General features: G+C 40.3%; 13 protein-coding genes. All 13 read left to right on the top strand.

Going from position 1 to position 15218, the window contains the following annotated elements:
* The first annotated feature begins 57 nt into the window (after positions 1–57).
* The 13 genes from HYU69_01045 (at position 58) to HYU69_01105 (ending at position 15157) form a co-directional block, all read left to right on the top strand.
* On the top strand, positions 58–2436 hold the full coding sequence (locus HYU69_01045) for a 3-hydroxyacyl-CoA dehydrogenase/enoyl-CoA hydratase family protein (protein ID MBI2268923.1): 2379 nt from the start codon (positions 58–60) through the stop codon (positions 2434–2436).
* Between the two features lie 135 nt (positions 2437–2571).
* The gene (locus tag HYU69_01050) at positions 2572–3750 is read left to right on the top strand and encodes an acetyl-CoA C-acyltransferase (protein MBI2268924.1); all 1179 of its coding nucleotides are present in this window, start codon (positions 2572–2574) and stop codon (positions 3748–3750) included.
* Positions 3751–3834: 84 nt separating this feature from the next.
* Positions 3835–5262, top strand: a complete 1428-nt coding sequence (locus tag HYU69_01055; protein ID MBI2268925.1) for a hypothetical protein — start codon at positions 3835–3837, stop codon at positions 5260–5262.
* The gene (locus HYU69_01060) at positions 5249–6331 is read left to right on the top strand and encodes a glycosyltransferase family 4 protein (GenBank protein MBI2268926.1); all 1083 of its coding nucleotides are present in this window, start codon (positions 5249–5251) and stop codon (positions 6329–6331) included. Before HYU69_01055 ends, HYU69_01060 begins: the two co-directional genes overlap by 14 nt.
* Positions 6328–7320 carry a glycosyltransferase family 2 protein gene (locus HYU69_01065; GenBank protein MBI2268927.1) on the top strand — a complete coding sequence of 331 codons (993 nt, stop codon included), beginning with the start codon at positions 6328–6330 and terminating at the stop codon, positions 7318–7320. The genes HYU69_01060 and HYU69_01065 overlap by 4 nt, the downstream gene beginning before the upstream one ends.
* Positions 7321–7350: 30 nt before the next feature.
* Positions 7351–7740 (top strand): methyltransferase, encoded by a 390-nt coding sequence (locus HYU69_01070; protein MBI2268928.1) that lies wholly within the window; start codon positions 7351–7353, stop codon positions 7738–7740.
* Complete coding sequence (locus tag HYU69_01075; protein ID MBI2268929.1) at positions 7733–7909, top strand: hypothetical protein; 177 nt, start codon at positions 7733–7735, stop codon at positions 7907–7909. The genes HYU69_01070 and HYU69_01075 overlap by 8 nt, the downstream gene beginning before the upstream one ends.
* A gap of 51 nt (positions 7910–7960) precedes the next feature.
* The gene (locus HYU69_01080; protein ID MBI2268930.1) at positions 7961–8920 is read left to right on the top strand and encodes a nucleotidyltransferase domain-containing protein; all 960 of its coding nucleotides are present in this window, start codon (positions 7961–7963) and stop codon (positions 8918–8920) included.
* Positions 8917–10374 (top strand): B12-binding domain-containing radical SAM protein, encoded by a 1458-nt coding sequence (locus HYU69_01085; GenBank protein ID MBI2268931.1) that lies wholly within the window; start codon positions 8917–8919, stop codon positions 10372–10374. Before HYU69_01080 ends, HYU69_01085 begins: the two co-directional genes overlap by 4 nt.
* A gap of 40 nt (positions 10375–10414) precedes the next feature.
* Positions 10415–11029, top strand: a complete 615-nt coding sequence (locus tag HYU69_01090) for a YdeI/OmpD-associated family protein (protein ID MBI2268932.1) — start codon at positions 10415–10417, stop codon at positions 11027–11029.
* Between the two features lie 37 nt (positions 11030–11066).
* Positions 11067–11882 carry a class I SAM-dependent methyltransferase gene (locus HYU69_01095; GenBank protein MBI2268933.1) on the top strand — a complete coding sequence of 272 codons (816 nt, stop codon included), beginning with the start codon at positions 11067–11069 and terminating at the stop codon, positions 11880–11882.
* Positions 11883–11894: 12 nt separating this feature from the next.
* A complete protein-coding gene (locus HYU69_01100; protein MBI2268934.1) occupies positions 11895–13289 on the top strand; it encodes a radical SAM protein in 1395 nt (464 codons plus the stop codon).
* 74 nt (positions 13290–13363) lie between these two features.
* The gene (locus HYU69_01105; GenBank protein ID MBI2268935.1) at positions 13364–15157 is read left to right on the top strand and encodes an acyl-CoA dehydrogenase family protein; all 1794 of its coding nucleotides are present in this window, start codon (positions 13364–13366) and stop codon (positions 15155–15157) included.
* Positions 15158–15218 lie beyond the last annotated feature (61 nt).

Consider the following 15218-nt stretch of genomic DNA (forward strand, 5'->3'; position numbering starts at 1 on the left):
TCATTTCGATTGAAGAATCAATTTCACTCAAAAGGACATTAAAAATTTATCCTGTTTATGAGCAAACGCATTATTAAAAAAGTCGCCATACTTGGTTCGGGCGTAATGGGATCACGCATTGCCTGTCATTTTGCCAATATTGGCATTGAAGTGATATTGTTGGACATTGTTCCTAAAGACGCGGCAACAGACAAGAAATCACGTAACAAAATCGTGAACGATGCGCTTGCTTTCGCGCTTAAATCGAACCCCTCACCTATTTACAGCAAAGCATTCGCGAACCGTATTACTACCGGCAACTTCGACGACAATATGAAAGATGTCGCCACATGCGATTGGGTAATTGAAGTGGTTATTGAGCGGCTGGATATTAAAAAACAAGTGTTTGAGAAGGTTGAGCAATTCAGGAAATCCGGCTCCCTCATCACATCAAATACCTCTGGCATTCCGATCAACCTGATGAACGAAGGACGCAGCGAAGATTTTCAAAAGAATTTTTGCGGAACGCATTTTTTCAATCCGCCCCGTTACTTAAAATTGCTGGAGATCATTCCTACTTCAAAAACATCACCCGACGTAGTTGACTTTTTAATGCACTATGGTGAATTGTACCTTGGTAAAACTACAGTGTTGTGTAAAGACACCCCCGCATTTATTGCCAACCGTATTGGTGTATATGGCATCATGAGCCTGTTCCATTTGGTGGAAAAAATGGGATTAACCGTTGAAGAAGTTGATAAGCTGACCGGACCTGTATTGGGCCGGCCAAAATCAGCCACTTTCAGAACCTGCGATGTTGTCGGGTTAGACACATTGGTACACGTGGCGAATGGCGTTGCGGCAAGTTGTCCGAATGATGAGGCTAAAGCTGAATTTGCTATTCCAGGCTTTATTGCTAAAATGGTTGAGAACAAATGGCTGGGTTCAAAAACTGAACAGGGCTTCTTTAAAAAGGTTAAAGGGGCAGGAGGAAAAAGTGAGATACAGGCGCTCGACCTGAAAACACTGGAGTATAAACCATCTCAAAAGGTAAAGTTCGCTACCCTTGAAGCCACTAAGCCCATTGAGAATCTTCGTGACCGCATGAAAGTGCTTATTACAGGAAAAGACAAGGCAGGAGATTTTTATCGTGCCATGTTTTTTGGTTTGTTTTCGTATGTTTCAAATCGTATTCCGGAAATTACAGAGGAACTTTATAAAATAGATGCCGCCATGAGTGCCGGTTTCGGCTGGGGCCTTGGTCCGTTTGAAGCATGGGATGCACTTGGTGTTGCGGACACGGTTAAGTATATGGAAGCAGCAGGTAAAAAACCTGCCAAATGGGTAAATGAAATGATCGCGGGCGGTGCAACTACTTTTTATAAAGTGGAAAACGGTGTTCGCAAATACTATGATATTCCATCTAAATCTTACAAAGCTATACCCGGAACTGAAAGCTTTATCATTCTCGATAACATACGCGCCAATAAAACTGTTTGGAAAAATGCAGGTACAACACTTACCGACATCGGTGATGGAATTTTAAATCTTGAGTTCCATACAAAAATGAACACCATTGGCGGAGAAGTGATAGGCGGCATGAATACCGCGATCGATATGGCTGAGAAGGATTTTCAAGGCCTGGTGATATCCAATGAAGGAGCTAATTTCAGCGCGGGTGCGAACGTAGGGATGATCTTCATGATGGCCGTTGAACAGGAATGGGATGAACTGAATTTCGCCATCAAAGCGTTTCAAAACTCAATGATGCGTGTACGTTATTCTTCCATACCTGTAATCGTAGCACCTCACAATATGGCTTTAGGCGGAGCATGCGAAATGAGTATGCATTCCGATAAAGTTATAGCGCACGCCGAAACCTATATGGGCCTTGTTGAGTTTGGCGTTGGACTCATACCCGGCGGCGGCGGAACAAAAGAATTCGCAGTGCGTTTATCGGACGATATAAAAGAAGGCGATATTGAATTGAATGCTTTTCGCCAACGCTTTCTTACTATCGGTCAGGCACAGGTATCAACTTCGGCCCATGAAGCATTTAGTTTAGGCTATCTCCGCAAAGGAAAAGATATGGTAGTTGTTTCCCGCAATCGTTTATTAACGGAAGCAAAAGCGGAATGCCTGGAGATAGCGAAAGAAGGTTATACAAAACCTGTTCAACGCAAAGACATTCGTGTGCTTGGCAAAACGGGATTGGGCCTCGCTTATTTAGGTGCTGATACGATGAAGAGCGGCGGATATATTTCTGAACACGATGTGAAGATCTCGCAAAAGCTGGCGTTCGTATTATGCGGTGGTGACCTATCCGCTCCTACAGTGGTTAGCGAGCAATATTTGTTGGATTTAGAACGAGAGGCCTTCTTGTCATTGTGTGGAGAGAAGAAAACTCTTGAGCGTATTCAGTCAATATTAGTTGGAGGAAAAGTTTTACGTAATTAATAAATAAAAATAAAATGCCACTAAATCACGAAAGCACTAAATTCCACGAAAAGGGAGTTTTAGTGGGCTTTAGTGTTTTGGAGTTTTGGTGGCAAAAAATAATGACTCAAATCTCATATCTCAAATCTATTTAATATGAATGCATATATCGTAGCAGGATACCGCACAGCAGTAGGCAAAGCCACAAGGGGCGGGTTTCGTTTTACACGTCCGGATGACTTAGCGGCAAATGTGATACAACATTTGATGAAATCAGTTCCGAATGTGGCTGCTGAGCAAATAGATGACCTGATTGTTGGTAACGCCATGCCTGAAGCCGAACAAGGCTTGAATATGGGTCGCTTGATCTCCTTATTGGCATTTGATACTGATAAGGTTCCGGGAGTAACCGTAAACCGTTATTGCTCCTCCGGATTGGAAACCATAGCAATGGCTTCTTATAAAATAAACGCAGGACAGGCCGATTGTATCATTGCAGGCGGCGCTGAAAGTATGAGCCTTATCCCAATGGGGGGCTGGCGCATTGTGCCGCATGCCGATGTGGCCCTCGCCCACCCGGATTATTATTGGGGCATGGGATTAACCGCTGAAGCTGTCGCTAACGAGTATAAAGTATCACGTGAGGACCAGGACCAGTTCTCTCTGAATTCTCATATGAAAGCCATTGCAGCGATCAAAGAAGGAAAGTTCAAAGAACAAATCGTTCCGATCAAAGTAAAAGAAAACTACGTCGATGAAAATGAAAAGCGTAAAACGCGTGAATTCATTGTCGATACTGACGAAGGCCCTCGTGCCGATACAAACATTGAAGCCCTGGCAAAGCTAAAGCCGGTGTTTGCCGCAAAAGGGAGTGTAACCGCGGGTAACTCTTCGCAAACCTCGGATGGAGCAGCCTTTGTAATGGTGGTAAGTGAAAAGTTCATGAAAGCAAATAACTTAAAACCTGTTGCGCGGCTTGTATCGTATGCGGCCGCAGGTGTTCCTCCTCGCATAATGGGTATCGGCCCGATCGCCGCTATTCCGAAAGCATTAAAAATAGCCGGCCTTAAACAAGATCAGATCGACCTGTTTGAATTGAACGAAGCTTTTGCATCACAATCTTTGGCTGTTATCCGTACCCTCGGACTTAACCAGGATATTATTAACGTAAACGGCGGAGCCATTTCATTGGGTCACCCCCTTGGCTGCAGCGGAGCAAAACTCTCCGTACAGATATTTGACGAACTGCGCAAGCGTAAAAAGAAATACGGGGTAGTTACGATGTGCGTTGGAACAGGACAAGGCGCGGCTGGTATTTTCGAAATGCTTTCCTGAAGAATTTGCCGGTTGTTAGTTGTTTGTTAACAGTTACACTAACAACCAACAGCAAACAGCTAACAACCAATAACAATAACCCCTTTGCGCATAATAAAAGATCATCCGATTCCCTTTCTATTTATCCTTCTCATTCTATTACTTTCTCTTTTCACCAAGATCATTGATTTCAACGGGCTTTATGGTGCTGATAGTTATGAATATGTGAGATACAGTATTGCCCTGAAAGACTATTTTATAAATGGCATAACTCCCGGAAAATTTATGTGGCCGGTTATTTATCCACTGGCAGGAGCCTTGCTGTCATTCCTTCTTAATCCTGTTCAATCACTGCAACTGGTGTCAATTGCCGCATTTGCCGCTGCCCTGATCTATATATTTAAAATAATCAACCTCATTTTTCCTGAATCAAAAACCAACGACAAAATTTACATTACTCTTTTCGGCCTCCTGTCTCCTTATTTTCTGAGATTATCCTTATGCGTTATGTCGGACATGCTTTCTATCGCGTTTTGCACGGCATCTATCTATCATATTCTAAAACATCGTTTCTCCTGTGAAAAAAAAGAATTTATTTATTCCGTTCTATTGGCCATATTGGCCGTACTTACACACTATTCAAGCTTTATCATATTGACAGTTCCTCTCATTCTCCTCGCCGGAGATCATTATAAAAAAAACTCATTCACGGTATTTATTATTTCCATTACATTAATTAGTGTGGTTTCTGTTGCACTAATATTGATACAGCCGGGGATTTTCCTGAATGTATTTCAACACCCTTTACTTCAAAAATGGTCATTATCAAATTTTACTGCTTCTGAATTTAATTTTGAAGACGGGTTACATACTTACGAGTTTCCCAATATTATTTTTGTATTATTTCCTTTTGTTCACCCGGGATTTTGTTTTGCGGGACTCCTCTTTTTACCATTGACAATACAAGCATTCCGCGAAAAAAAAATCATGTCATTCATTGCTCTGTCTTTATTGATATATCTCCTCTTTTTGGCGGGAATCCCAAATCAGAATATTCGTCTACTCACAATGGCATTTCCTTTGATAATAATAATTTACTACATGCCATTTCATAGGTTATTAGCATCCATTTTTAATTCAAACGGGAAGAAAATATTCTTCATGGGCGGCAGTATTCTGCTTCAGATCATTCTATTCTTCTTCGCCTTTAAAGGAATAAGTACTATGAATAAAACGGAACGATTACTATGCGAAAAGCTCATGGGTTACGACCTGGCAGATCATCCCATTTATACATTTGGAATGAATGGAGCCATCCGTACGTATGGGATCAGGAATAAAACGATCAATCTATGGAATACAAAAGTCACTACCCTTCCTAAGGGTTCATTCATCCTGATCAATGAACCGGAGCTCAATAAACAGTGGAAAGGGAAACTTCCTATGCTCAATTGGGAGCATATCAGGCAAAATTACAAACCACATACAACAGGCGTAAAAGAAGGAAACTGGACATTATATGAGATCAATTAAAAAAAATATTGTCTTTTTGGTTCCGGGATTTCCCAAAGATGAAAATGACATTAATTGCATTCCCATAATGCAAAATTATATTTTGTATTACACCAGGCTAAATCCTGAGGTAAATGTTTCAGTGATCTCATTTCAATATCCTTTTAAAAAGAAAAAATACAGGTGGCATACTATTCATGTATATGCAATTGGCGGGGGAAACAAAAAAGGAGTATTTAGAATACGAACATGGTTAAGGGTAATTACAACTTTTACGTTCCTTTACCTGAAGAACAGCGGCCAAACTGTAATCCATAGCTTTTGGCTTACTGAGTGCGCCTTTATTGGCCAGTATATCAGAAAGTTATTCGGACTAAACCACGTTTCAACAATCGTTGGACAAGATCCTCTGCCGTCTAACAAATACCTGAGATATTTGAATTTTTCAAAACTTAAAATTGTGGCCCTTTCCGTATTTGCCGCTGAAAAATTCAAACTAACTACAAACCGAAACGCAGATCAGGTCATTTCAATTGGGCTGGATACCGAAAATTTCAAAACTCCACCATCTGCCAAACCCGCCATTGATATACTTGGGGTTGGCAACCTTCATGCTATTAAAAACTATTCGCTTTTTATAGAAATTGTCGCTCAACTTGTATCTTCCTTTCCGGAATTAAAATGCGTCATTATTGGTAATGGTGAAGAATATCATCTCCTTCAGAAAAGTATTGAAGAGCACGGATTGGATAAAAATGTTAAACTTAAAGGAGAACTTAAACGCAATGAGGTCATTGAGCTAATGGCCGACAGCCGGATCCTGCTTCATCCTTCAGTGCATGAGGGCCAGGGATATGTATTTGAAGAAGCATTGTATTCGGGAATGTATGTTGTGGCTAACAAAGTAGGAAATGTTGAACCCGGAGAAAAGATAAGAGTTTGTGAGAGCAAAGATCAAATGGTTGAACAGTTAAATTTATTACTAAAGAGTAAACCCGATAGGCAAAGACTGCTTATTCAATCGATGGAAGACAGTGTATCAAAATTCAACACCCTTTACTTTTCACAAAACCGGAAAGATAACCAATGATAACTGTAAGCGCTGTAATACCAACATACAACCGACCGGAAAGCCTTATCCGGACGATAAGATCATTGGCTCAGCAAAACAAACTGCCGGATGAAGTTATAGTTATTGATGCAAGTCAGAGTCCAACCAACGAGGATTTATTGAAAGAACAGTTCCCGCTTTTAAAAATAAAATGTATTAAAACCGCTCCTTCCGTATGTGCCCAGAGAAACATTGGCATACGCGAGGCAAGCGGATCTTTTATTTTGCTGTGTGACGATGATATTGAATTACGGGAAGATTATATTCTCAGGATATCAGAATTCATTAAAAATTCCGAGAAGGTTTCCGTTGTAAGCGGATTAGTACTTGAAAAAAATAAGGATAACAACTGGGTGCATGAATACCCCGTAAATTCAGTGAGCAAATTATTCTGGAAATTTATTTTCCAGCAAACAATTTGGTACGAAATAAAAAATATAAAAACATCCTTCTTAAACAGATTAATTTACTTACCTATCCTTGCCTTTTATTTGAAAAGAAAAAACACATTTACGCTTGCCGGCTGGCCCTTAATAACACATTTCGGATCTCCTGTATTTAAAACCGCGTTTTATGGTTTAGGAGCCGGGATGATCAAAAAAGAATGGCTTATTGCAAATCCATTTGATGAAACCTTAGATAAGAATGGAATAGGTGAAAATTATGGCATGGCGCTTGGTTTTCCTGAATTCCCTGCAATACATGTGCTGACGACCACCTCTGCTTTACATCATAAAATAAATAAAGGAAGACTACCTCAACACGAGGCTTATTTTAAAAGAGTTTTGGCATTGAACTATTTCATGTCAAAAAGTAAAACATTCAATCTCGTAAATAAGATATTTCTTATTTGGTCTTTAATTGGCAGCTTAATAGTATTTACCTTTAAAAGAAAAATGGCTTATGCGCGAGTGACCCGAAAACTGATCCTGAACATTATCAGAGACCGATCACATAAAACCGGTTGATTAATATATTTAAAGTCTTAATATAAAAACATGATCCGGAAATCAGTTAAACTCATTCTAAACTATACATACAGGCCTCTCCTGGTCCTGTATCTGAAGTGGGAACGCAAGTACTACAATGATGGCATTCGCCTTGTTGTTCTGCCTGGCGTATTCCATCCCGGGCTTTTCCATAGTACAACGTTTATGCTCGAAATTCTAAAAACCCGGACCCTGAAAGATAAAAATATACTTGAATTGGGGGCGGGAACCGGCATGTTATCCGTGTATTGTGTAAAGAAAGGAGCGAATGTGACAGCCTCCGATATAAGCTGGAAAGCGATCGTCAATCTCGATAGAGCCCGAACGGGCCTGGTATTGCGGAAAAAACATGGAATATTTTTCGCGACTGTTCAAACAGTTACCCCTCTTTATGGATGAACAGTCAGTTGTATTAATGGTACTTTCAGAGGACTGTGACATTGATCGGATAAAGGAACTGGCCGAAGAAAATAAGTTAGCATTTAATTTACTGGCTGAGAAAAAATTCTTCCTGGAAACAAATTACATTTATAAAATTACCCGGCCAACTGGTGGTAAATCAGGGTAAATAAACCGCTTCTTCAGGTAGAATATCTTCCATATTTTATAAATTAGATGATTGGAAGTTCTTGAACCAAATACCATACCCGCTGCCAGAGCCTTAACTGAAAAGCAAAGTGCGATAATTAAAACGCTTCTTTATTTCAGCATCTTCAGGTATCCGCTTACCGTTAAAGAAATTTACGAAAATTGCCAGCATCAAAAAATCACGTTATCTGAAACTGAAACGGAACTCAGCAAACTTGTTCAGTCAGGATATGTTTCACAAACAGGACAATTCTATTATGTCAATAATGATGTTTCTGCGGTCGACAGAAGGATAAAAGGCAATAAACTTGCCGAAAAATATTTACTTAAAGCCCGGCGATATACTAAACTCATTTCCCGCTTTCCTTTTGTTGAAGCAGTGTTTCTTTCAGGTTCCCTGTCAAAAGGTTATGTAGATGAAGAGGGGGACATTGATTACTTCATTATTACCAAACCCGGCCGGCTGTGGTTATGCAGAACGTTACTTGTAACCTTTAAGAAAGTATTCCTGCTTAATTCACATAAATATTTCTGTGTAAACTATTTTATTGATTCAAAGAACCTGGAAGTGCCGGATAAAAATATTTTTACGGCGACCGAACTCGTGTTCGCCAGGCCTATGTACAATAAAAATTTATGCTCGGATTTTTTTGAAGCGAATCAATGGAAAGATAATTTCTATCCAAATAAACCTGTTACAAACCTGAGCACAGTACCGCTGGTCAGCGATAATTTATTAAAAAAAATAAACGAGAGCCTGTTTAAAGGCTCGCTGGGCGAAAAGCTTGACCAATGGTGCTTTAAATTCACCCTCGCTTACTGGAAAAAAAAATTCAGTGATTTCGATGAGTCCACATTTGATCTCAATGTCCGGTCGAGAAAAAACGTTTCAAAGCATCATCCAAACGGGTTTCAACAAAAAGTGTTAAAGGCCCATGAAGAATCGATCAAAGCTTTTAATATGAAAAACAATATCGGGCTGGTTAAATGAAAATACTAATTACACACTCCTATTTTTTACAATTCGACCCTAAACAAAAAGAGCTAGGCCAGCCCTACCCGCCTGTCGGCACTTTATATGCTGCCGCAATGCTTTCTGAGAATAATTATGAAGTGAGTTTTTTTGACACCATGTTCTCTCAATCGGCAGGTGAAATTATAGCCGCTTTTGAAAAAAAGCAACCGGATATTTTTGTGATCTACGACGATGGCTTCAACTACCTCACTAAAATGTGCCTGAGCAATATGCGTGAGGCGGCTTTTCAAATGGTGAAACTGGCTAAACAGAAAAACTGCATTGTTATAGTTTCAAGCTCCGACTCAAGCGACAATTGCGAACAGTATTTAAAAAATGGGGCGGATTATATCATCATCGGGGAAGCTGAACAAACGCTACTTGAACTTACAGACAGTTTAAAAAACAAAACAAGGAGCATTGAAAATATCGGGGGTCTTGTATATTACAACAACAATGTGTTGTTCAAAACTGCCAAACGCGATGTTATGCGTAACCTGGATAGTCTCCCGGTGCCCGCATGGAACCTTATCAATATGGAACCATACAAGCAAACATGGTTAAACAAATACGGATATTTTTCACTGAACATGGCGACAACAAGGGGATGTCCATACAAATGCAATTGGTGCGCCAAACCTATTTACGGTAATCGTTATAACACGCGAAGTCCGCAAAATGTAATACATGAACTTTTGCTTTTAAAAGATAAATTCAAATTCGATCATATTTGGTTCTGCGATGATATTTTTGGTCTAAAACCGACGTGGGTTGAAGAATTCAGCAAACTGGTGAAACAACATAATTTAAAGCTCAGGTACAAAATACAATCGCGGGCCGACCTCCTGGTTCAGGAGAATTACGTAAAATATTTAGCCGAATCAGGCTGTGATAGTGTATGGGTAGGTGCCGAAAGCGGCTCCCAAAAAATACTGGATGCCATGGAGAAAGGCATCACCGTTGAGCAGATCTATAAAGCAGTAAACCTGTTAAAACATTATGGCATTAAGCCGTCTTTATTTCTGCAGTTCGGTTATTTAGGCGAAACAAAAGAAGATATTGAGCTAACAATAAAAATGGTGAACGATCTCTTACCTGAAGATATCGGGGTTTCTGTATCCTATCCTTTACCAGGCACAAAATTTTATGAAAAGGTGAAAGAAGAACTGAAAGAAAAGAGTAATTGGACCGACTCCGATGAACTCGTGCTTATGTTCAAAAACACTTATTCACCGGCATTTTACAGACAGCTTCACAGGTATGTGCATAAAAATTACCGCAAACACCAGGGTTACGAAAGCCTGAAACGATTATTTACCCAACCTGCTAAAACAAATTTTAAAACATTGAAAAGGGCTGCTTCTGTTTTCTATTATATACCAACAGCGATAGTTGAAAAAAACAAATTGAAAATATCAAAAAACAGTTGAACGCAGATTTTTATAAATTCCAGATAAACAATTATCACTGATGCCAAAAAACAAAAAGATCGACGACTACATTGCAAGATCGCAACCTTTTGCCCAACCTATACTTAACCACCTTCGCAAACTTGTTCATGCGGCTTGCCCGGATGTAGAAGAAAAAATAAAGTGGAGCTTCGCTTGTTTTGATTACAAGGACTCCATCTTATGCACGTTGGCTTCATTCAAACAACACTGCTCATTTGGTTTCTGGAAGGCACCGATCATGTCCGACTCTCATAAAATTTTTAAAAGTGTTGGTGAAACTTCAATGGGACATCTGGGAAGAATAACAAGCCTGAAAGATCTTCCTTCGGATAAAATACTCATTCAATACATAAAAGAAGCCGTTAAACTAACGGATGAAGGGGTAAAATTACCATCACGACCGAAAGCCATAGTAAATAAAGAACCGGAGCTCCCCGCCTATTTTAAAAAGGTGTTGAATAAAAATAAAAGGGCGGTGAAAGTGTTTAAAGAATTCAGCCCTTCCAAAAGAAGGGAATATATTGAATGGATAACTGAAGCAAAGACCGAAGATACCCGCAACCGACGACTTTCCATCTCTGTCAAATGGATATCAGAGGGAAAAACAAGGAACTGGAAGTATATAAAAAAGTAGCGCTTTTTTCTATTACATTTAGTCCTGTTAATCCAAAATGGCCACCCAAACTCCTTTCGACAACTACGCGTTACATTATGATGCAGATTTTACCAATTCCACTATCGGCAGCCTGCAGCGGAAAAGAGTCTGGCATTATCTGAATCCCTTACTCGTCTCAACCGAAAAGTCAAACAAACTCAATATCCTGGAAATAAACTGCGGAACCGGAGAAGACACTGTTTACATGGCTAAATTCGGCCATACAATTACAGCCACCGATGCTTCATCGGAAATGATTGCTATTGCAGCAGAAAAAATAAAACAACACCATTTTGATCTGAGGGCAAATGCAGAGCAATGCTCCTTTCATGAACTGCACACAAAATTCGAGGGAAAACAATTTGATCTTATCCTATCCGACTTCGGAGGACTCAACTGCATCAATGAACCCGACTTGAAAAAAACATTAAACACGCTGCACAACCTGCTAAAGCCCGGCGGCAAGATTGCATTAACAATCATGGGAACCTGCTGCATTTGGGAAGTATTTTATTTCAGCATGAAACTCCAATTAAAAAAAGCGTTCAGAAGACTCAATAAAAAAGGAGTGGAAACAATTATCAAAAATTCAGTCTTTAATACCTATTACCATTCCCCAAAAAAAATCAAGCAATTTTTGATCTTTAATTCTCACTTTTTAATTCAAAAGCCAATCGGTCTTTTTATACCTCCTTCCTATTTAGAACCCTTTTTTAAAAACAAAGAATGGCTTTTAAAACTTCTTGGTCGCGCGGAAAATTTATCCGGAAGACTTTCTATATTCTCAAACCTGGCAGATCATTATTTTATAACGCTCGAAAAGAAACAGTAACTTAGTTACGTTATGCGCATTTATTTAAGTCATGGCTATTTCATACGCGAGGATGAAAAGGAACAACAAATCATGAAGCCTTACCCTCCCCTGGGGATACTTTATATTTCGGCCTATTTAGAACAGCATAGTTTCGCAAATGAAGTAATTGACAACACTTTTTCAGACCTTAAAAAATTCTGCAACAGGATAGCCACAGAAAAACCTGACATTCTTGCTCTCTATACCAACTTAATGACCAAGCTGAATGTTTTAAAAATCATTAAATTCATTAAAAGCAACAATTCCCTTTCACATATCAAAATAATATTAGGCGGACCGGAAGTCCGCAACAGTTCCGACAACTTTCTTCATTATGGAGCAGATGTGATAGTGCTTGGTGAAGGAGAAGATACAATGCTGGAGTTAATAAAGGCTTACCAACTATCCGATCGTCCTGACCTCTCCACCATTAATGGAATCTCCTTTATTAAGCAACAAGAAATAATCCGGACTTCTGAGAGGGCCTTGCTTAAAGACATCAACCTGCTTCCCTTTCCGGCCCGTGCAAAAATCGACTTGCAGCTTTACCTCAATGCCTGGAAAAAACGACATGGACAAAACACCATTTCTATAAGCACAATGCGGGGCTGCCCTTATACCTGCAAATGGTGCAGCCGTGCTGTATATGGCGGAACTTACCGCAGAAGAAATCCCAAACTTGTAGTTGATGAAATTGAATGGCTGAAAGCCAATTACACTTTCGATGTATTATGGTTTACAGATGATGTATTTACGATCAGCCACAAATGGCTGCGGGAATTCGTAAATGAACTCGCCAGCCGGAATATAAGAGTGAGATATGAGATCATTACCCGTGCTGACCGGATGAATGAAGATATTATTGATCTGCTGAAACAAAGCGGATGCTACAGGATTTGGATCGGCGCGGAAAGCGGCTCACAGAAAGTGATTGACAACATGGACCGGAGAGTCAAGGTGGAACAGGTGCGTAACATGATACAACTATCACGTAAGCATGGAATAGAAGCCGGAACCTTTATCATGTTAGGATACCCTGGCGAAACACAGCGTGATATTAAAGAAACAATACGACACCTTATTCTCTCCGACCCGGATCATTACACAATCACTGTTGCATACCCCATCAAAGGAACACCACTCTACTCGGAAGTTAAAGATGATTTTATTCAGCCCCCGGCCTGGGAAACGTCAACAGACAGAGATATTGATTTTAAACGAACCTACAACCGGAATTTTTATAATTACGCCGTCCGCTGGGTTTACAATGAGGTGCATTATCATAAACAAAAGCACAAGTCAGCTTTCGGTCTGCGTTCAATGACATTAAAACTCAAGTCAATAGCTGCTCAGAGCGGGATGATGCTTGAAAAGATGAGAGGTTGAAATATCACCATGAAGTAGCTTTTATCATCACTTATTTGTAATTTTACGGGCTTTTCTAATTAAAACAAAAAACCATGAGTACTACTACAACCAAACAAGCACTTAAAGGCGGAGAATTTCTGATAAAAGAAACGCAGGCCGGTGATGTTTTTATTCCCGAACAATTCAATGAGGAGCAATTAATGATCGCTCAAACCTGTAAGGACTTTCTGGCGCAGGAAATATGGCCCAACCTCGACAAGATAGACAAACAGGAAGAAGGCCTTACCGTAAAACTTTTAGATAAAGCTGCGGAACTTGGCTTACTTGGCTTAAGTGTACCCGAAAACCTGGGCGGCTTTGAAAAAGATTTCGTAACAGGCATGCTGGCCACAGAAGTGCTGGGAGCTGGTTATTCTTTCGCGGTATCTATTTCAGCTCATACCGGTATCGGAACACTTCCTATTTTATACTATGGCAATGAAAAACAAAAAGCAAAATACATCCCTAAACTTGTATCGGGCGAATGGAAAGCCTGCTATTGCTTAACTGAACCGGGCTCTGGCTCTGATGCAAACTCTGGGAAAACAAAGGCTGTACTCTCTCCTGACGGAAAACATTACATATTGAACGGACAAAAAATGTGGATCACCAATGGCGGATTTGCCGAGGTGTTCACCGTTTTTGCAAAAATTGATAACGATGAGAACCTGAGTGCTTTTATCGTTGAAAAATCGTTCGGCGGGATCACCTTGAACCCGGAAGAACATAAAATGGGTATCAAAGGCAGTTCCACCCGCCAGGTGTTCTTTAACGATTGCAAAGTTCCGGTTGAAAACCTTTTATCGGAAAGACAAAATGGTTTTAAAATTGCAGTAAACATTCTCAATATAGGCCGTGTTAAATTAGCTGCGGCTGCCCTTGGCGCCTCTAAAAATACTGCCGGCAAAGCTGTACAATATGCGAATGAGCGCAACCAATTCGGGCGCCCTTTGGCGAAATACGGGGCAATACGTTATAAATTAGCTGAGCAGGCGATCCGCATTTATGCTTCTGAATCGGCTTTATACCGTGCCACACAAAATATTGAAGACGCTATTAATGCGCTTGCAGCAGGTGGCATGGAACATGAGAAATCTATCCTGAAGGGTGTTGAACAATTCGCGCCTGAAGCAGCTATCCTGAAGGTGCATGGTTCCGAAACACTGGATTATGTGGTGGATGAAGGCGTCCAAATTTATGGTGGCATGGGTTATTCGGCCGATGCCCCGATGGAGCGCGCTTACCGCGATTCACGTATTAACCGGATATTTGAAGGCACCAATGAAATTAACCGCATGTTGATCGTAGACATGCTGCTGCGCAGAGCCATGAAAGGCGAGATCGACCTGATGGGCCCGGCACAAAAAATAGGTGCGGAATTAATGTCCGTTCCTGACTTTGCGGCTGAAGACACAACACTTTTCGCGGCTGAAAAGAAATACATTAAGAATTTCAAAAAAGCCATCCTGATGGTTGCCGGTTCAGCGGCTCAAAAGCTGATGATGGAATTGGCAAAAGAACAGGAAATACTGATGAATATTGCGGATATGCTGATCGATCTTTATGTAGCTGAATCACTGCAATTACGTGTTGAAAAATTAGTAAGTATAAAGGGCGAAGCTGCCTCGAAAGAACAACTGGATATTATGCGTGTATTTATTAACGACGCGGCCGATCGCATCTTCAAAAATGGCAAAGATGCCATTACTTCTTATGCCGAGGGCGATGAAATGCGCATGATGCTGATGGGACTTAAACGCTTCACTAAAACGGAGGTCTTTAACGTGAAAGAAGCCCGCAGGCGTGTTGCCGCGAAATTAATTTCTGAAAATAAATATTGTTTCTAACCGATCAATAAACTATAAAGAAAATCTCTGTCTGCAAAACAGGGATTTTCTTTTTTATATC

This window comes from Bacteroidota bacterium (genome assembly GCA_016183775.1).
GTDB lineage: Bacteria > Bacteroidota > Bacteroidia > JABDFU01 > JABDFU01 > JABDFU01.